General features: G+C 52.3%; 16 protein-coding genes. 13 read left to right on the top strand and 3 right to left on the bottom strand.

The window, feature by feature from the left end; translation table 11 throughout:
- Positions 1–27: 27 nt before the first annotated feature.
- Both GN242_RS17890 and GN242_RS17885 read right to left on the bottom strand, forming a co-directional pair.
- Positions 28–714 carry a fimbrial biogenesis chaperone gene (locus GN242_RS17890; protein WP_156287941.1) on the bottom strand — a complete coding sequence of 229 codons (687 nt, stop codon included), beginning with the start codon at positions 712–714 and terminating at the stop codon, positions 28–30.
- Positions 715–748: 34 nt separating this feature from the next.
- Complete coding sequence (locus GN242_RS17885; protein WP_156287940.1) at positions 749–1,351, bottom strand: fimbrial protein; 603 nt, start codon at positions 1,349–1,351, stop codon at positions 749–751.
- A gap of 429 nt (positions 1,352–1,780) precedes the next feature.
- Between GN242_RS17885 and mog the strand changes: the two genes are divergently transcribed.
- The 6 genes from mog (at position 1,781) to nhaR (ending at position 9,538) form a co-directional block, all read left to right on the top strand.
- Positions 1,781–2,368 (top strand): molybdopterin adenylyltransferase, encoded by a 588-nt coding sequence (gene mog / locus GN242_RS17880; RefSeq protein ID WP_154752720.1) that lies wholly within the window; start codon positions 1,781–1,783, stop codon positions 2,366–2,368.
- A gap of 128 nt (positions 2,369–2,496) precedes the next feature.
- Positions 2,497–3,801 (top strand): MFS transporter, encoded by a 1,305-nt coding sequence (locus tag GN242_RS17875; RefSeq protein WP_156287939.1) that lies wholly within the window; start codon positions 2,497–2,499, stop codon positions 3,799–3,801.
- A 235-nt stretch (positions 3,802–4,036) separates the two neighbouring features.
- Positions 4,037–5,950 (top strand): molecular chaperone DnaK, encoded by a 1,914-nt coding sequence (gene dnaK, locus GN242_RS17870; protein WP_154752718.1) that lies wholly within the window; start codon positions 4,037–4,039, stop codon positions 5,948–5,950.
- A 107-nt stretch (positions 5,951–6,057) separates the two neighbouring features.
- Positions 6,058–7,197, top strand: coding sequence for a molecular chaperone DnaJ (gene dnaJ / locus GN242_RS17865; RefSeq protein WP_154752717.1), 1,140 nt, complete (start codon positions 6,058–6,060; stop codon positions 7,195–7,197).
- Positions 7,198–7,451: 254 nt separating this feature from the next.
- Positions 7,452–8,627, top strand: a complete 1,176-nt coding sequence (gene nhaA, locus GN242_RS17860) for a Na+/H+ antiporter NhaA (protein ID WP_154752716.1) — start codon at positions 7,452–7,454, stop codon at positions 8,625–8,627.
- A 17-nt stretch (positions 8,628–8,644) separates the two neighbouring features.
- A complete protein-coding gene (gene nhaR, locus GN242_RS17855) occupies positions 8,645–9,538 on the top strand; it encodes a transcriptional activator NhaR (protein ID WP_154752715.1) in 894 nt (297 codons plus the stop codon).
- A gap of 106 nt (positions 9,539–9,644) precedes the next feature.
- Here the strand turns inward: nhaR and rpsT are convergent, their stop codons facing one another.
- Positions 9,645–9,908 carry a 30S ribosomal protein S20 gene (gene rpsT / locus GN242_RS17850; protein ID WP_048914793.1) on the bottom strand — a complete coding sequence of 88 codons (264 nt, stop codon included), beginning with the start codon at positions 9,906–9,908 and terminating at the stop codon, positions 9,645–9,647.
- A 316-nt stretch (positions 9,909–10,224) separates the two neighbouring features.
- Here rpsT and ribF point away from each other — a divergent pair, with 316 nt between their 5' ends.
- The 7 genes from ribF to carA all read left to right on the top strand — a co-directional run bounded on the left by ribF (position 10,225) and on the right by carA (position 18,558).
- Positions 10,225–11,160 carry a bifunctional riboflavin kinase/FAD synthetase gene (ribF, locus tag GN242_RS17840; RefSeq protein WP_154752714.1) on the top strand — a complete coding sequence of 312 codons (936 nt, stop codon included), beginning with the start codon at positions 10,225–10,227 and terminating at the stop codon, positions 11,158–11,160.
- A 36-nt stretch (positions 11,161–11,196) separates the two neighbouring features.
- Positions 11,197–14,013, top strand: a complete 2,817-nt coding sequence (gene ileS / locus GN242_RS17835) for an isoleucine--tRNA ligase (protein WP_154752713.1) — start codon at positions 11,197–11,199, stop codon at positions 14,011–14,013.
- Positions 14,010–14,519 carry a signal peptidase II gene (gene lspA / locus GN242_RS17830; RefSeq protein WP_156287938.1) on the top strand — a complete coding sequence of 170 codons (510 nt, stop codon included), beginning with the start codon at positions 14,010–14,012 and terminating at the stop codon, positions 14,517–14,519. Before ileS ends, lspA begins: the two co-directional genes overlap by 4 nt.
- Positions 14,520–14,521: 2 nt before the next feature.
- Positions 14,522–14,992, top strand: a complete 471-nt coding sequence (gene fkpB / locus GN242_RS17825) for an FKBP-type peptidyl-prolyl cis-trans isomerase (protein WP_154752711.1) — start codon at positions 14,522–14,524, stop codon at positions 14,990–14,992.
- Complete coding sequence (gene ispH / locus GN242_RS17820; protein ID WP_154752710.1) at positions 14,973–15,926, top strand: 4-hydroxy-3-methylbut-2-enyl diphosphate reductase; 954 nt, start codon at positions 14,973–14,975, stop codon at positions 15,924–15,926. Before fkpB ends, ispH begins: the two co-directional genes overlap by 20 nt.
- Positions 15,927–16,131: 205 nt before the next feature.
- The gene (dapB, locus tag GN242_RS17815) at positions 16,132–16,953 is read left to right on the top strand and encodes a 4-hydroxy-tetrahydrodipicolinate reductase (protein ID WP_154752709.1); all 822 of its coding nucleotides are present in this window, start codon (positions 16,132–16,134) and stop codon (positions 16,951–16,953) included.
- Between the two features lie 468 nt (positions 16,954–17,421).
- Positions 17,422–18,558, top strand: a complete 1,137-nt coding sequence (gene carA, locus GN242_RS17810; RefSeq protein WP_156287937.1) for a glutamine-hydrolyzing carbamoyl-phosphate synthase small subunit — start codon at positions 17,422–17,424, stop codon at positions 18,556–18,558.

The following is an 18,558-nucleotide window of genomic DNA, read 5'->3' as shown; positions in this document are numbered from 1 at the left end:
CTCGGTTTTTTATAAAGTGAGTCATAGTTACTGTGCATTTTTCTTAGATTCTATACTTGCGCCATAATCATTAAGATAAACAACAGACAGGGGCATTCCGCGCGTCACCGAGCCTTTTACAGCGAGTGTTGTTTGTGAAAATGGAGCCACCATTAAACCTTCGCTAAGAAGATTTTCTTTCCCCGCTCGTAAGGCTGACAGTGTCAGATAATAGGGGCTTGCGTTATGGATAAGAATGCTCTTATTCATCGCTGTTAGTGTTAAATGGCTGATCATATCGTTCAGTGTTATTTTCAATCCGGCAGGACGGAAGAAAAGTTTTATACGCGAACGAATTGCTAACTGCATAACGTTTTTCCCCTGCAAGTTTTCAGGTACAGGCGGAATATCCAGTACGTTAAGATAATATACCGACTCACGATCCTGAATCGGTATGTTGCCGAGATATTTTACTCTTAACTGTTGCCCGCCATGCGCGGGAACTTTTACCACCGGCGGCATCAGCAAAAAAGGTACTTTTGCCGTTTCAGGGGTTGAATCAGGGTTGCCATTATCAATCCATGCCTGTACCAGCGAAGGGTCGGCACCATCGTTGAGCAATTGAACCGCGATCTCTTTCTTGTCAGAAAGATAAATAGCGCGGGTTGCGCTGATAATAACATTGGCGGAACACAAGCCAGGGAGTAACAAAAGTAATAGTAAATACTTTCTCATGGAACCATCTCTCAACGTGGTGCGCTATTAACAATTAGAGATAAGAAATGCTATATGTCACCATGGTACGAACCGTACCGGCTTCAGCTGCCGCAGTACCTACCTTGTAGTATTTCGCATAGAAATTCAGCGTCTCAGGCGTAGTCTTATTACCAGCTAATTTAGTATCCAGATCCTTTTGCAGGGAAATAGGCTGCGTTTCCGTACTTTGCAGAACAATAGCGATACCTACATTCAGCGGGTTACCCTGAGCGTTATTTACCTGGTTGATCAGGTATTTTCCATCATTGGAAATAGTATTGGGCGATGAGAATCTCATTTTAAGCGTTGATGCTGGTGCCGCACCTCCTCCGGCTGCTGCTGTAGCTGCCTGAGCTGATGCGCAGTTAGAGAAGTCCAGAGAAAACGCTTTTTTCCCTGCATCAATAATACCCTCAGCCGTTCCAGCCTGCTGTGTGGTGATGGGATTCAGTACCACGGACAGACTGGCGGAGTTATTACCGTTAATTGTACAGGTGGCATCAGTCACAGCACCCGAAAAGTTTATTGTTCCCCCGGAAACACTTGTTGCGGCATAGCTTAATGAACTCACGAGTGCTAAAGGGATGATGCTACTGGCGATGATAATATTCTTCATGTTACTCACTCTTTTATAAGGGTTGAAAAAACAGCGTGCATAAATCTATCCATTGATGTCTGCATCATGGATTGGTTACTGAATGTTGAATAAAATTAAGTTGATATGCTTTTGGTTTATTCCGCAGTGCTTTCCTTATCTATCAATGTTGTTTTTGGCGATTTTGGCTTTTTTTTCATGGTTTAGCGCTATCAAAAAATGCGCAGAGGAAGCTATTTATTTTGTTTCTTTATTTTCTAATTCATTATTAATAATGTTAAATAATTATTTTTTGAATATTAAAATTAATTTTGTCATGTTTGCATTTTTTTCTCATTGCATGCTTCCTCTCTCTTTGCCACTGTTCCGGACTTCAGTGTATTATTTGTGCTAAGAATCTCACCAACCCGGCTTGTAACCATCCGGTCAGGTAACAAGGGCAAGAACATAATGAATACTCTACGCATAGGATTGATCTCAGTCTCCGATCGCGCTGCGAACGGCATCTATCAGGATCAGGGATTACCCGCCCTTGAGGCATGGTTGTCCGCAGCCCTGACAACTCCTTTTGAAGTGGAAAAACGGCTGGTACCCGATGAGCAGCCAATGATCGAGCAGACGATCTGTGAACTGGTTGATGAGATGTTTTGTCATCTGGTACTTACCACCGGTGGAACCGGACCCGCCAGGCGCGATGTCACCCCGGATGCGACGCTGGCAATTGCTGACCGGGAAATGCCAGGTTTTGGCGAGCAGATGCGACAGATCAGCCTTAACTTTGTGCCCACTGCCATTTTGTCGCGCCAGACCGCGGTGATCCGCAAGCAGTCGCTGGTGATTAATCTGCCGGGGCAGCCGAAGTCGATTAAAGAAACGCTGGAAGGTTTGAAAGACGAAGAGGGTAAGGCAAAGGTTCAGGGTATTTTCGCCAGCGTACCGTATTGTATCCAGCTGCTGGACGGACCTTATATCGAGACAGACCCGCAGGTAGTAGCAGCATTTCGTCCTAAAAGCGCACGGCGCGAAACAAACAGCTAAAAATTACTCTTTTCACGCATAAGATCCACCCGGCGCTGCTGTGGCAGAAAATTGACGGTATAGTAACTCCAGCTTTACACATGCTAACTATACTGTTTACTTCTGACTCTGGATTATTGTGAAAAACTATGTCCCTTGATCATACGCGCCGCCTGAACCGTCAGGACTACAAGACATTAACTCTGGCTGCGCTGGGTGGCGCGCTGGAGTTCTACGACTTTATTATCTTTGTTTTCTTCGCCAGTGTGATTGGCGAGCTATTTTTCCCGTCTGACATTCCCGAATGGCTGCGCCAGTTGCAGACGTTCGGAATTTTTGCTGCGGGTTATCTGGCCCGCCCGCTGGGAGGACTGATTATGGCGCACTTTGGCGACAGCCAGGGGCGCAAGAAAATGTTCAGCCTCAGTATCCTGATGATGGCGTTACCCACGCTGGCGATGGGCCTGCTGCCCACCTATGCCTCTATTGGTATTGCGGCGCCGCTGTTGCTGCTGTTGCTGCGTATTTTGCAGGGGGCGGCGATTGGCGGTGAAGTACCGGGTGCCTGGGTATTTGTAGCGGAACATGTACCGGAAAAACGTATCGGCTTCGCCTGCGGAACGCTAACCGCCGGACTCACCTTCGGTATTCTGCTCGGATCGCTGGTCGCAACATTAATCACCACCACCATGAGTGCACAAGCGGTGGCTGAGACCGGCTGGCGCATTCCTTTCCTGCTGGGCGGTGGTTTTGGCCTGCTGGCGATGTATCTGCGCCGCTGGCTGCATGAAACGCCAGTGTTTCTTCAGATGAAACAGCGCAAGGCGCTTTCTGCCGAGCTGCCATTGAAAACCGTAGTGGTGCGCCATACTCACGGCGTGGTGGTGTCGATGCTGCTAACCTGGCTGCTATCGGCCTGTATTGTAGTGGTATTACTGATGGCTCCGGCACTGTTGCAAAAGCTACACGGTCTGCCTGCGGCACTGACGCTTCAGGCCAATAGCCTGGCAACGGTGATGCTGATATTCGGCTGTATTATCGCCGGGGCACTGGTGGATCGCATTGGTGCTGCCACCACCCTTATTGCAGGAAGCTTGTTAATGGCCGCCTCAAGCTGGGCGTTTTTCAATGTGGCAGCCCATGCGCCTGAATATCTGTTTATCGCCTATGCGATTGCCGGGCTGTGCGTTGGCGTTGTAGGCGTGGTGCCATTCGTGATGGTGAGCGCCTTCCCGGCAGAGGTGCGTTTTACCGGCATTTCCTTCTCTTATAATATCGCCTACGCCATCTTTGGCGGACTGACGCCGATAGCTCTTACTCTGATGCTGAAGCTGTCGCCAATGGCACCGGCGTATTATGTATTGGCGCTGGCAGCGATGGGGGTGCTGGTGGGCTGCTGGCTGCGGCGCGAAGCCGGGCAGCAGGTGCTGATCAATCAGATTCGCGCACAGTAACCCCGCACAAAAGGATAAACGGGTCAGCTCAGGCTGGCCCGTTGTCTTTTTCAGGCAAAGTGAAAATTTTTTTCTATCTGCCCCTTGATGCCGCGTCGCCCGGCCCCATCTTAGTTGGCATCCGAGGCTACGGACCTGGAAAAAAAGCGTAGGGCGCACAGTTGAAACTGGAAAAATCGCCCGCATTAATGGTTCATAAGCTGATTTGAATTGAATTTAAGTGGGAGATGTCTAAATGGGTAAGATTATTGGTATTGACCTGGGTACAACTAACTCTTGTGTGGCCATTATGGATGGCGGCAAAGCGCGTGTACTGGAGAATGCAGAGGGCGATCGTACAACGCCTTCCATCATTGCTTACACCCAGGATGGTGAAATTCTGGTAGGGCAGCCTGCTAAACGTCAGGCCGTGACCAACCCACAGAATACTCTGTTTGCGATTAAGCGCCTGATTGGCCGTCGCTTCCAGGACGAAGAAGTACAGCGTGACCTGAAAATCATGCCGTTTAAAATCGTTGGCGCTGACAACGGTGACGCATGGCTTGACGTGAAAGGCCAGCGTATGGCTCCGCCACAGATTTCAGCTGAAGTGCTGAAAAAAATGAAGAAAACGGCTGAAGATTATCTGGGTGAACCAGTAACTGAAGCGGTTATCACCGTACCGGCTTACTTTAACGACGCACAGCGTCAGGCGACCAAAGATGCAGGTCGTATCGCCGGTCTGGAAGTAAAACGTATCATCAACGAACCAACCGCAGCGGCACTGGCCTACGGTCTGGATAAAGGTCAGGGTAACCGCACCATCGCGGTATATGACCTGGGTGGTGGTACTTTCGATATCTCTATCATCGAAATCGATGAAGTTGATGGCGAAAAAACCTTTGAAGTTCTGGCTACCAACGGTGATACCCACCTGGGTGGTGAAGACTTCGACAGCCGTATGATTAACTACCTGGTGGCTGAGTTTAAGAAAGATCAGGGCATCGATCTGCACAACGATCCACTGGCGATGCAGCGTCTGAAAGAAGCGGCAGAGAAAGCGAAAATCGAGCTCTCTTCTGCACAGCAGACCGACGTGAACTTGCCGTACATCACTGCTGATGCAACAGGTCCTAAACACCTGAACATCAAAGTGACTCGTGCAAAACTGGAATCACTGGTAGAAGACCTGGTTGCCCGTTCAATCGAGCCGCTGAAAGTTGCTTTACAGGACGCCGGTCTGTCAGTTTCTGACATCAACGACGTGATTCTGGTTGGTGGTCAGACTCGTATGCCAATGGTGCAGGCGAAAGTGGCTGAGTTCTTCGGTAAAGAGCCACGTAAAGACGTGAACCCGGATGAAGCTGTTGCCGTAGGTGCAGCGGTTCAGGGTGGTGTGCTGGCTGGTGAAGTGAAAGACGTTCTGCTGCTGGACGTTACCCCGCTGTCTCTGGGTATCGAAACCATGGGCGGCGTGATGACTGCGCTGATCAGCAAGAACACCACTATCCCGACCAAGCACAGCCAGGTGTTCTCTACGGCGGAAGACAACCAGTCTGCGGTAACCATCCATGTTGTACAGGGTGAGCGTAAACGTGCCGCAGATAACAAATCTCTGGGTCAGTTCAACCTGGACGGTATCCAGAATGCACCGCGCGGTATGCCGCAGATCGAAGTCACCTTTGACATCGATGCCGATGGTATCCTGCACGTGTCTGCTAAAGACAAAAACAGCGGTAAAGAGCAGAAGATCACCATCAAAGCTTCTTCTGGCCTGAACGAAGAAGAGATCGCAGCAATGGTGCGTGATGCAGAAGCTAACGCTGAAGCTGACCGTAAGTTCGAAGAACTGGTTCAGACTCGTAACCAGGGCGACCAGCTGTCACACAGCACTCGTAAGCAGCTGGATGAAGCGGGCGATAAACTGCCAGCGGATGACAAAGCGCCTATCGAAGCAGCTCTGACCGATCTGAACACTGCGCTGAAAGGCGAAGACAAAGCGGAAATCGAAGCCAAGATCCAGGCTCTGATGGAAGTGTCCGGCAAGCTGATGGAGTTCGCTCAACAGCAGCAGGCGGCTGGCGGCGCAGCAGATGCGACTGACGGTGCGAAGAAAGATGATGATGTTGTCGACGCTGAATTTGAAGAAGTGAAAGACAACAAAAAATAATCGCCCTTGAGCGGGCAAGGTGGCGTGTCATGCGCCATTGATTACCAGCACGGGCGTCGGAGAAATCCTACGCCCGTGCATGCATGTTAAGGGCAGGATCGATAACAATGGCGAAGAGAGACTACTACGAGGTTTTAGGCGTCCCCAAATCGGCGGATGAGCGTGAAATCAAAAAGGCCTATAAACGCCTGGCAATGAAGTTCCACCCAGACCGCAATCAGGGGGAAGGTGCCGAAGAGAAGTTTAAAGAGGTCAAAGAGGCCTACGAAATACTGACCGATGCCCAGAAACGTGCGGCTTACGATCAGTATGGCCATGCAGCCTTTGAACAGGGCGGTATGGGAGGCGGTCACGGCGGCTTCGGCGGCGGTGGCGGTGCTGACTTCAGTGATATCTTTGGCGACGTATTCGGCGATATCTTCGGCGGAGGCCGCCGTCAGCAGCGTGCCGCACGCGGCGCTGATTTACGCTACAACATTGAGCTGTCGCTGGAAGAAGCGGTACGCGGCGTGACCAAAGAGATCCGCATTCCTACACTGGAAGAGTGTGATGTCTGCCACGGTAGCGGTGCCAGGGCGGGTACTCAGCCGCAAACCTGTGGCACCTGCCACGGTGCTGGCCAGGTGCATATGCGCCAGGGCTTCTTCACCGTACAGCAGGCGTGTCCGACCTGTCATGGTCGCGGCTCAGTGATTAAAGATCCGTGCAATGCCTGTCATGGTCATGGCCGGGTTGAGCGTTCGAAAACCCTGTCGGTGAAAATTCCGGCTGGCGTGGATACCGGTGACCGCATTCGTCTGACCGGCGAAGGGGAAGCAGGTGAGCAGGGTGCGCCATCAGGCGACCTGTACGTTCAGGTTCAGGTGCGTAAGCACCATATCTTTGAGCGTGAAGAGAACAATCTGTACTGCGAAGTGCCAATCAACTTTGTGCTGGCAGCGCTGGGTGGAGAAATCGAAGTGCCTACGCTGGATGGCCGCGTGAAGCTGAAAGTTCCTGCGGAAACGCAAACCGGTAAGCTGTTCCGTATGCGTGGCAAAGGGGTGAAATCGGTACGTGGTGGTGCGCAGGGTGACCTGCTGTGCCGCGTAGTGGTGGAAACTCCGGTCAGCCTGAGTGAGAAGCAGAAAGCACTGTTACGCGAACTGGAGGAGAGCTTCGGCGGTCCATCCGGTGAGAAAAACAGCCCGCGCTCTAAAAGCTTTTTCGATGGCGTGAAGAAATTCTTTGATGATCTGACGCGTTAATCGCAGCGGCTCCCTGATAATCAGGGGGCCGTACTTATTAGTAAATCCGCTTTTTCTGCCATCTTCGCGCGGCTTTTTCGTTCGCAGTCCGGCTTTCATCTGCACTTATCCCCTGTCCCTTCCCGCTAAAAAAACTTAATAGCTCGTAAATTCCGATGTCTGATGCGGGAATAAACTGTTTTTTTCGAGCGGTCGAAAGACGTATGCTAGCGGTCATCTGATTTAACCCTCTGAGATTTACAGCGGAGCCTGTTATGACCCTCTTTCTAAAAAAACTCTTAAAGAACGATGCCACTGGCGGCGTGGTGCTGATTATCGCCGCTGCGGTAGCAATGTTTCTTGCCAATAATGCCAGCACTGAGCAGGCCTATCATGCCATTCTGGCGCTGCCGGTTCAGTTCCGCATTGGCGCACTTGATATCAATAAAGACCTGTTGCTATGGATTAATGATGCGTTAATGGCGCTGTTTTTCCTGATGATTGGTCTGGAAGTGAAGCGTGAACTGATGATGGGATCGCTGAGGGGGCGCGAGCGGGCGATGTTCCCGTTGATCGCGGCACTGGGCGGAATGCTGGCTCCGGGGCTGATCTATGCAGCGCTGAACCATAACGATGCGCTGGCTATCCACGGCTGGGCGATTCCTGCGGCTACGGATATTGCGTTTGCGCTGGGTATCCTGGCGCTGCTCGGCAGCCGCGTACCTCCGGCGCTAAAAATGTTCCTGATGGCGCTGGCCGTTATCGACGATCTTGGCGCGATTGTGATTATCGCCTTTTTCTATACCAATGACCTGTCGCTGACCTCACTGGGCGTTGCTGCGGCTGCCATTGTGGTGCTGGCTGTACTCAACCTGTGCGGCGTGCGCAGAACCTCGGTATACCTGCTGGTCGGCATAGTGCTGTGGGTGGCGGTGCTGAAGTCTGGGGTACATGCCACGCTGGCGGGTGTGATTGTCGGGCTGTTTATTCCACTGAAAAAACAGGATGGGCACTCTCCAGCTATCGAGCTGGAACATGGTCTGCATCCGTGGGTGAGCTGGCTTATTCTGCCGCTGTTTGCCTTTGCCAATGCCGGTGTTTCACTGAATGGCGTTTCGTTTGACGGGCTGTTCTCTATGGTTCCGCTGGGGATCATTCTTGGCCTGCTGGTGGGTAAACCGCTGGGCATTACGCTGATTTGCTGGCTATCGGTGAAGCTGAAAATTGCCGCTCTGCCGGAAAATACCAAGATGGTGGATATTGCTGCCGTCGGCGTGCTGTGCGGTATTGGCTTTACCATGTCGATCTTTATCGCCTCGCTGGCGTTTGATGCGGCGCACGAGGAGATGGTAACGCTGGCGAAACTGGGGATTCTGACTGGTTCAGTGCTGTCAGCAGTTGCGGGCTATATTCTGCTGCGGATTAAACTGCGCCCGCAGCCGCAGCATTAATTGCACGGTAGCCGGCTATGTCGCAGATGAATTACAACCACCTCTACTATTTCTGGCAAGTGTGCAAAACCGGCTCCGTGGTCGGTGCGGCTGAGGTGCTGAATCTGGCCCCTCAGACCGTCACCGGGCAGCTGAAATCGCTGGAGGAGCGTCTGCAAGGCAAACTGTTTAAACGTCAGGGACGCGGTCTGGTGCCGTCTGAGCTGGGGCAGCTGGTGTTCCGCTATGCTGACCGTATGTTCACTCTCAGCCAGGAGATGCTGGATATCGTCAACTATCGCAAGGAGGCGAACCTGCTGTTCGACGTTGGCGTGGCGGATGCCCTGTCGAAGCGAGTAGTCAGCAAAATATTGGAAACGGCAGTAGTCGCGGGTGAGCCTATTCATCTGCGCTGCTTTGAATCCACTCATGAGCTACTGCTGGAGCAGCTTAGTCAGCACAAGCTGGATATGATTCTCTCCGACTGTTCAGTGGGTTCCTCATTGCAGGAGGGGCTGTTCTCCGTGAAGCTTGGCGAGTGCGCGGTAAGTTTCTGGTGCCATGCACCGCTGCCACCGCTGCCATTTCCTGAGTGTCTGAGCAGCCATAAACTTTTGATCCCCGGCCGCCGTTCTATGCTGGGCCGTAAAGTGCTCAACTGGTTCCAGTCGCAGGGGCTGAACGTCGATATTTTGGGGGAGTTTGATGATGCGGCGCTGATGAAGGCGTTTGGTGTGGCAAATCAGGCGATCTTTGTGGCTCCTACGCTTTACGGGCGCGAGAGTTTTCATCATGAGGGAATTGTCGAACTGGGATGTATCGAGACAGTGATGGAGGAGTATCACGTTATTTTTGCCGAAAGAATGATTCAACACCCGGCGGTGCAGCGCATCTGTAGCCGTGACTTCAGCGAATTATTTTCTGGAGGATGATTTTTTAAACAGGTAACAGAGAGCAGCAGACATCTGTCTGAAGGGATAAAAAATAAAAAAACCGCCGAAGCGGTTTCTTTATCAAAGCTTGATTAACAAACAGACATTAAGCCAGTTTGCTGATCTGTGCAGCCAGATTTGCTTTATGACGTGCAGCTTTGTTCTTGTGGATCAGGCCTTTAGCTGCCTGACGGTCCACAATTGGTTGCATATCATTAAATGCATTCTGCGCAGCCGCTTTATCGCCAGTAGCGATAGCCGCGTAAACTTTCTTGATAAAAGTACGCAACATTGAACGACGGCTAGCGTTGTGCTTACGACGCTTCTCAGACGTTACGGCGCGTTTCTTAGCTGATTTGATATTAGCCAAGGTCCAACTCCCAAATAGTTCTATGAGGACAATTCAAAGGCCGAGGAATATGCCCTTTTCGCCTTCGGTTGTCAATGGATTTGTGCAAATAAGCGCCGGTCAAACAGTGGCACTTGATTACGTTTCGATGGCGCAAGATTCTATCAGCTTCATGCAGTCGAATACAGCTTATTCACAAGAAAAATATCAACTCGCTCCGGATCAGCACCATACAGAGCTAAATGGCGAGAAGAAAGCATGAAAGCCGGTATTCGTGGGTTAACCTTCACGCCTGTACAAGGTATAATCCGCCGATTTCCACAAATTTGAGCCAGCCATGAAGTTTATCCGCGGCATACATAACCTTAGAGAGCAGCATCGCGGCTGCGTACTGACCATCGGTAATTTCGATGGCGTACATCGCGGCCACCAGGCGCTGCTGGCGCAGCTATGCAAAGAGGGGCGTCAGCGTAATTTACCGGTAATGGTAATGCTGTTTGAGCCTCAGCCGCTGGAACTGTTTGCAGCGGAGAAAGCACCTGCGCGCCTGACGCGCCTGCGGGAAAAAGTTCGTTACCTTAAACAGGCTGGCGTTGATGCAGTGCTGTGTGTGCATTTCGATCGCCGCTTTGCCGCCCGTACGGCACAAAGTTTTGTCGCCGATCTGCTGGTTGATAAACTGGGCGTTCAGTTCCTCGCGGTAGGGGATGATTTCCGTTTTGGCGCTGGTCGCCAGGGCGATTTCCTGTTATTACAGAATGCTGGCGTGGAATATGGCTTTGATGTCATCAGCACCCAGACATTCTGCGATGATGGTAAACGCATCAGCAGCACGGCGATTCGCCAGGCGCTGGCAGAGGACAATCTGTCAATGGCCGCGACTCTGCTGGGGCGTCCTTTCAGCATTTCTGGCCGTGTCGTGCATGGCGATGCGCTGGGCCGCACCATTGGTTTTCCTACGGCTAACCTGCCGCTGCGTCGTACGGTTTCCCCGGTTAAAGGGGTGTATGCCGTTGAAGTTTTAGGGCTGGGTGCGCCGTTGCCAGGTGTGGCAAATATCGGTACCCGGCCAACCGTAGCGGGGCTGCGCCAGCAGCTGGAGGTACATCTGCTTGATGTCTCTCTTGACCTCTACGGGCGCCATATTGAAGTGGTGCTGCGCGAAAAAATACGTAGCGAGCAGCGTTTTGCCTCGCTCGACGCACTGAAAGAACAAATTGCAAACGATGTGGTGACTGCCCGAACCTTTTTTGGGCTGAAGACATCGGTTTAAGTTTACATAGAACCGACATACGGAACCGAGAATCTGATGAGTGACTATAAATCTACCCTGAATTTGCCGGAAACGGGGTTCCCGATGCGTGGCGATCTGGCCAAGCGCGAACCGGGCATGCTGCAACGTTGGTATGATGACAAACTGTACGGCATCATCCGCGAAGCCAAGAAAGGGAAAAAAACCTTTATTCTGCATGATGGCCCTCCTTACGCGAACGGCAGCATTCATATTGGTCACTCAGTTAATAAGATTCTGAAAGACATTATCGTTAAGTCGAAAGGCATGGCGGGCTATGACTCACCTTATGTTCCTGGCTGGGACTGCCACGGTCTGCCTATCGAACATAAAGTTGAGCAGATGATCGGCAAGCCGGGGGAGAAAGTCAGCGCCTCTGAGTTCCGTGCAGCCTGCCGCAAATATGCAGCCGAGCAGGTGGAAGGGCAGAAAGCCGACTTTATCCGTCTGGGCGTGCTGGGTGACTGGGATCGTCCGTATCTGACGATGAACTTCAAAACTGAAGCCAATATCATCCGTGCGCTGGGCAAAATCATTGGTAATGGTCACCTGCACAAAGGTGCCAAGCCGGTGCACTGGTGCCTGGACTGCCGCTCTGCGCTGGCTGAAGCCGAAGTTGAATATTACGACAAAACGTCACCCTCCATCGATGTGATGTTTAACGCCGTCGATAAAGACGCGGTGCAGGCTAAATTCGCTGCTGCCAGCGTTGATGGCCCGATTGCCCTGGTTATCTGGACCACCACTCCATGGACCATGCCCGCTAACCGCGCTATCTCCCTGCATCCTGAGTTCGAGTATCAGCTGGTACAGATTGATGGCCGCGCGCTGATCCTGGCGAAAGATATGGTCGACAGCGTGATGAAGCGCGTTGGCATTGCCTCCTGGACTGTACTGGGCGAAGCGAAAGGCGCAGACCTTGAGCTGATGGGCTTCCAGCATCCGTTCCTTGGCCATACGTCCCCGGTAGTATTGGGCGAACATGTGACCCTGGAAGCCGGTACTGGTGCGGTACATACGGCACCAGGTCACGGCCCGGATGACTATGTTATCGGTCAGAAATACGGCATTGAAGTGGCTAACCCGGTTGGGCCGGACGGCAGCTTCCTGCCGGGAACTTACCCAACGCTGGACGGCGTTAACGTATTTAAAGCCAACGATATGATCGTTGAGCTGCTGCGTGAAAAAGGTGCGCTGCTGCATGTAGAGAAACTGCATCACAGCTACCCACACTGCTGGCGCCACAAAACACCGATCATCTTCCGTGCAACCCCGCAGTGGTTTATCAGCATGGATCAAAAAGGCCTGCGTGCGCAGTCGCTGAAAGAGATCAAAGGCGTGCAGTGGATCCCTGACTGGGGCCAGGCGCGTATCGAATCGATGGTTGCTAACCGCCCGGACTGGTGTATCTCACGCCAGCGCACCTGGGGTGTACCGATGGCGCTGTTCGTGCATAAAGACACCGAGCAGCTGCACCCGGACTCGCTGGAGCTGATGGAGAAAGTTGCCCAGCGCGTAGAGCAGGACGGCATTCAGGCGTGGTGGGATCTTGATGCCCGCGAGCTGATGGGTGCCGATGCTGACAACTATGTCAAAGTGCCGGACACCCTCGATGTGTGGTTCGATTCAGGATCAACCAGCTATTCCGTAGTGGATGCCCGCCCTGAGTTTGGCGGCAACGAACCCGACATGTATCTGGAAGGTTCGGATCAGCACCGTGGCTGGTTTATGTCCTCGCTGATGATCTCTACCGCGATGAAGGGTAAAGCACCTTACCGTCAGGTACTGACGCACGGCTTCACCGTTGATGGCCAGGGCCGCAAGATGTCCAAGTCATTGGGCAATACCGTCAGCCCGCAGGACGTGATGAACAAGCTGGGCGCTGATATCCTGCGTCTGTGGGTGGCATCAACTGATTACTCCGGTGAAATCGCCGTTTCTGACGAAATCCTCAAGCGCTCTGCTGACAGCTATCGCCGTATCCGTAATACCGCACGTTTCCTGCTGGCGAACCTTGCTGGTTTCAATCCGGAAACCGATCTGGTGAAACCAGAAGAGATGGTGGTCGTTGACCGCTGGGCAGTAGGCCGTGCGCTGGATGCTCAGAAGGATATCGTGGCTTCTTATGAAGCCTATGATTTCCACGAAGTCGTGCAGCGACTGATGCAGTTCTGCTCGGTTGAGATGGGCTCCTTCTATCTGGATATCATCAAAGACCGTCAGTACACCGCCAAATCTGATGGACTGGCACGTCGCAGCTGCCAGACCGCACTGTGGTATATCGCGGAGGCGCTGGTGCGCTGGATGGCACCGATCATGTCCTTCACCGCTGATGAAATCTGGGGCTACCTGCCGGGCAAACGCAGCCAGTATGTGTTTACCGAAGAGTGGTTCGACGGGCTGTTCAGCCTGGAAGAGAATCAGCCAATGAACGACAGCTACTGGGCTGAACTGCTGAAAGTACGCGGTGAAGTCAACAAGGTGATCGAGCAGGCGCGTGCGGATAAGCGTATTGGTGGTTCTCTGGAAGCCAGCGTAACGCTGTATGCCGATGCCGAACTGGCGGCGAAGCTGACCAGCCTGGGTGAAGAGCTGCGCTTTGTGCTGCTGACCTCTGGCGCGCAGGTCGCTGATTATGCGCAGGCGAGCGACGATGCGCAGCAGAGTGACGTGGTGAAAGGTCTGAAAATTGCCCTGAACAAAGCAGAAGGCGAGAAATGCCCACGCTGCTGGCATTACACTAACGACATCGGTCAGAACGCAGAACATGCGGATGTCTGCGGTCGTTGCGTCACTAACGTCGCGGGCAGCGGCGAACAGCGTAAGTTTGCATGATGAGCAGACCTGTTCTCTCAACCGGATTGCGCTGGCTGTGGCTGGTGCTGGTGGTGATTGCCATTGATTTCGCCAGTAAGCAGTGGATTATGAATAATCTGATGCTGCACGAATCAATGTCAGTGATGCCATACTTTAACTTCTTCTATGCTCACAACTACGGCGCGGCGTTTAGCTTCCTCGCCGATAAAGGTGGCTGGCAGCGCTGGTTCTTTGCCGGTATCGCTATTGCTATCGTCGTGGTGCTGCTGGTGATGATGTATCGCACCAGCGCGAGCAATAAACTGAATAACATCGCCTATGCGCTGATCGTTGGTGGCGCAGTGGGCAACCTGTTTGACCGGTCATATCATGGCTTTGTGGTGGATTTCATCGACTTCTATGTCGATGACTGGCACTTTGCCACGTTTAATATTGCCGACTGCGCTATCTGTCTTGGAGCCGCGCTGATCGTGCTGGAAGGGTTTATCAGCCCGTCCGGCAAACAGGCTAAGAATAAAGGGTAAGCATGACCGATTCTGTACAGCGTGACAGCGCAGTGCTGGTGCATTTCACCTTAAAACTGGCGGACGGTTCCACTGCGGAATCCACGCGCAGTCACGGGAAACCGGCGCTGTTTTGTCTTGGCGATGGCAGCCTGTCAGAAAGGCTGGAAAGTCATCTGATTGGGCTGAAAGCGGGTGAGAAGTGTGCTTTTGCGCTGGAAGCGGAAGACGCATTTGGCGGCATCAGCCCTGACCTTATCCAGTATTTTTCGCGCCGTGACTTTGTGCAGGCGGGGGAGCCGGAAATCGGTGCCATCATGCTGTTTAGCGGCATGGACGGTAACGAGATGCCGGGTGTGATCCGTGAAATCTCCGGTGATTCGATCACCGTTGATTTCAATCACCCTCTGGCCGGGCAGACCATTCACTTTGACGTAGAAGTGCTGGAAATTGATCCGGTACGGGAGACGAGCAATGCAGATCCTGTTGGCTAACCCGCGCGGTTTCTGCGCCGGCGTTGATCGTGCTATCAGCATTGTGGAGCGCGCGCTGGAGATGTATGGCGCGCCTATCTATGTGCGGCATGAAGTGGTGCATAACCGCTATGTGGTAAACAGTCTGCGTGAGCGCGGGGCGATCTTTATTGAAGAGATCGCTGAAGTGCCGGATGGTTCTATCCTGATCTTCTCGGCTCACGGCGTCTCGCAGGCGGTGCGGGCAGAAGCGAAAGCGCGTGAGCTGACAATGTTGTTTGACGCTACCTGTCCGCTGGTCACCAAAGTGCATATGGAAGTGGCGCGTGCCAGTCGTAAAGGCACAGAAGCTATCCTGATCGGGCATGCGGGGCACCCGGAAGTGGAAGGGACAATGGGCCAGTACAACAACCCGAAAGGGGGAATGTACCTGGTGGAAGCACCGGCGGATGTCTGGGAGCTTCAGGTTAAAGATGAAGATAACCTGTGCTTTATGACGCAAACCACGCTCTCTGTTGATGACACCTATGAGGTGATCGACGCACTGCGCGCCCGTTTCCCGAAGATTGTTGGCCCGCGTAAAGACGATATCTGTTATGCCACCACTAACCGCCAGGAAGCGGTACGTACGCTGGCTCGTGATGCTGATGTGGTACTGGTGGTCGGTTCGAAAAACTCCTCGAACTCAAACCGCCTTGCAGAGCTGGCACAGCGAGCCGGTAAGCTGGCGCGTCTGATTGACTCAGCTGATGATATTCAGGAAGAGTGGGTCAGGGGTGTAGGCTGTGTCGGCGTGACCGCTGGAGCGTCTGCCCCGGATATTCTGGTGCAGCAGGTTATCGAGCGCCTGAATGCTCTGGGCGGTGTGGGCGCTATCGAGCTGATTGGCCGCGAAGAAAATATCGTTTTTGAAGTGCCGAAAGAGTTAAGAGTTGAAGTCAGACAGGTAGAGTGATCGCCTGAGGGGTCGGTATTCCCGACCCCTGCCACAAACCCCCCTCCATTTCCTTCCCCAATCCTTACAAAATCTGTTTTACTGATAATCCTCACGCGCTGGCGTAAAATTCTTATTATGTTGTTTTAAGTGTGGCACAGAGGTTAACGCATGGTTAATCTGTGTAAGCCGTATATGCATAGAAATCTGTCAGGAATGAATAATTATGAGTAATGCAGAAGTCCGTATCGCCATTGTGGGAGCCGCAGGGCGTATGGGACGTCAGTTAATTCAGGCGACGGTTCAGGCTGAAGGCGCACGTCTTGGCGCGGCGCTGGTACGTTCAGGTTCTTCATTGACGGGTGCTGATGCTGGTGAGCTGGCCGGTTGTGGGCCGCTGGGCATAAAGGTGACCGATAATCTGGATGCGGTCGTCAACGACTTCGATGTGCTGATCGACTTCACCCGTCCGGAAGGCACGCTGCACTATATGGAGTTTTGCCGTCAGCATAAAAAAGCGATGGTGATTGGCACCACCGGTTTCGATGAGGCAGGTAAAGCCGCCATCCAGGCCGCTGCTGCTGATATTGGTATTGTCTTTGCCGCTAACTTTAGCGTGGGTGTGAATCTGGTGCTGAAGCTGCTGGAGAAAGCCGCCAAAGTGATGGGTGACTATGCGGATATTGAAATAATTGAAGCGCACCACCGTCATAAAGTTGATGCACCATCGGGGACAGCATTGGCGATGGGGGAAGCGATTGCCGATGCAATGAACTGGAACCTGAATGAGCATGCGGTCTATAGCCGTGAGGGCCATACCGGTGAACGTGAAGCCCAGACCATTGGTTTTGCCACCGTACGTGCCGGAGATATCATCGGTGAGCACACCGCAATGTTTGCAGATGTTGGCGAACGTGTAGAGATAACCCACAAGGCTTCAAGCCGTATGACCTTCGCTAATGGCGCGGTTCGTGCTGCAATTTGGTTGGAAGCGCATAAATCAGGTCTTTTTGATATGCGTAACGTGTTAAATCTTGATGATTTATAAGTGTTGTGTACCATCGTGATGTGGTTATTTCAATCATAAAGTTTTGATTGGATGGGCAATAATTTTATTGCCCTTTTTATTTTGTAAAAATGGCATCTTAAATATTATTTCTTCTCGTAATGCATATAATTGATGGTTATCTCTGTTTTTCATCCGTTCAAATTGCTGTTTTTGACCATTTGGTCTGGTTTTTTGCTCCTCGCAACCTGAAATCATATGTCAGCGTCTATGCAACCGATTTTATGACCGGGATGTGTCATGCTTTCGGGGTAAATCTTCCGGATTTATCGCCAGTTAGTTAAAAAACACAGAAAAATGGCCTCACAGGGTAGACAAGGGTGAGGGCGATCATTAGAATGCGCGCAATTTGCCAAAAACTGAGCAGTCAGGCGGTTTTTGCATTGATTTTGGGGTCATTCCTGAATTAATATGCAGATATTGTGACTGTTTATTCCCCTGGAGGATGTTTTGATTAAGTCAGCGCTATTGGTTCTGGAAGACGGAACCCAATTCCACGGTCGGGCCATCGGGGCAACCGGATCGGCAGTGGGAGAAGTTGTTTTCAACACTTCAATGACCGGTTATCAAGAAATCCTCACTGATCCTTCCTATTCCCGCCAAATCGTCACCCTCACTTATCCTCATATCGGCAATGTCGGCACCAACTCAGCTGACGAAGAATCAACTCAGGTACATGCAGCGGGTCTGGTTATCCGTGATTTACCGCTGATTGCCAGCAACTATCGCAATGAAGAAGGCCTGTCTGACTATCTGACTCGTCACAACATTGTCGCTATTGCCGATATCGATACGCGTAAGCTGACCCGTTTGCTGCGCGAAAAAGGGGCACAGAACGGCTGTATTATTGCGGGCGATGCACTGGATGCCGCAGTAGCACTGGAAAAAGCTAAAGCCTTCCCGGGCCTGAAAGGTATGGATCTGGCGAAAGAAGTCACCACGCAGGATGCCTATCAATGGCAGCAGGGTAGCTGGACGCTGGAAGGCGAGCTGCCTGCACCGCGGGCCGTTGCTGACCTGCCGTTCCACGTAGTGGCCTATGACTACGGTGTGAAACGCAACATCCTGCGTATGCTGGTCGATCGCGGCTGTCGTCTGACGGTGGTACCGGCGCAGACTTCTGCTGAAGAAGTGCTGAAGCTGAATCCAGACGGCGTGTTTCTCTCAAACGGCCCTGGCGATCCGGAACCGTGTGACTATGCAATCAGCGCGATTAAGCGCCTGCTGGAAACTGATATTCCGGTGTTTGGTATCTGTCTGGGTCATCAGCTTCTGGCGCTGGCCAGCGGTGCAAAAACCGTGAAGATGAAGCTTGGCCACCACGGCGGTAACCATCCGGTGAAAGATCACGACAATAACACCGTGATGATCACCGCGCAGAACCACGGTTTTGCCGTCGATGACAGCAACCTGCCCGCTAATCTGCGCGTCACGCACACTTCGCTGTTTGACCACACGGTACAGGGCATTCACCGCACCGATAAAGCAGCTTTCAGCTTCCAGGGGCACCCTGAAGCCAGCCCAGGCCCACATGATGCGGCCCCCCTGTTCGATCACTTTATCGAACTGATTAAAGCAGCTAAATAA

The organism is Erwinia sorbitola (genome assembly GCF_009738185.1).
Classification (GTDB): domain Bacteria; phylum Pseudomonadota; class Gammaproteobacteria; order Enterobacterales; family Enterobacteriaceae; genus Erwinia; species Erwinia sorbitola.
The sequence above is the reverse complement of the archived record's forward strand: the minus strand, read 5'-3'. Positions and strand labels throughout refer to the sequence as shown.

Coding starts and splice junctions, on each gene's coding strand:
- GN242_RS17890 (WP_156287941.1), bottom strand. CDS start 714: ATGAGAAAGTATTTACTATTACTTTTGTTACTCCCTGGCTTGTGTTCC.
- GN242_RS17885 (WP_156287940.1), bottom strand. CDS start 1,351: ATGAAGAATATTATCATCGCCAGTAGCATCATCCCTTTAGCACTCGTG.
- mog (WP_154752720.1), top strand. CDS start 1,781: ATGAATACTCTACGCATAGGATTGATCTCAGTCTCCGATCGCGCTGCG.
- GN242_RS17875 (WP_156287939.1), top strand. CDS start 2,497: ATGTCCCTTGATCATACGCGCCGCCTGAACCGTCAGGACTACAAGACA.
- dnaK (WP_154752718.1), top strand. CDS start 4,037: ATGGGTAAGATTATTGGTATTGACCTGGGTACAACTAACTCTTGTGTG.
- dnaJ (WP_154752717.1), top strand. CDS start 6,058: ATGGCGAAGAGAGACTACTACGAGGTTTTAGGCGTCCCCAAATCGGCG.
- nhaA (WP_154752716.1), top strand. CDS start 7,452: ATGACCCTCTTTCTAAAAAAACTCTTAAAGAACGATGCCACTGGCGGC.
- nhaR (WP_154752715.1), top strand. CDS start 8,645: ATGTCGCAGATGAATTACAACCACCTCTACTATTTCTGGCAAGTGTGC.
- ribF (WP_154752714.1), top strand. CDS start 10,225: ATGAAGTTTATCCGCGGCATACATAACCTTAGAGAGCAGCATCGCGGC.
- ileS (WP_154752713.1), top strand. CDS start 11,197: ATGAGTGACTATAAATCTACCCTGAATTTGCCGGAAACGGGGTTCCCG.
- lspA (WP_156287938.1), top strand. CDS start 14,010: ATGATGAGCAGACCTGTTCTCTCAACCGGATTGCGCTGGCTGTGGCTG.
- fkpB (WP_154752711.1), top strand. CDS start 14,522: ATGACCGATTCTGTACAGCGTGACAGCGCAGTGCTGGTGCATTTCACC.
- ispH (WP_154752710.1), top strand. CDS start 14,973: ATGCAGATCCTGTTGGCTAACCCGCGCGGTTTCTGCGCCGGCGTTGAT.
- dapB (WP_154752709.1), top strand. CDS start 16,132: ATGAGTAATGCAGAAGTCCGTATCGCCATTGTGGGAGCCGCAGGGCGT.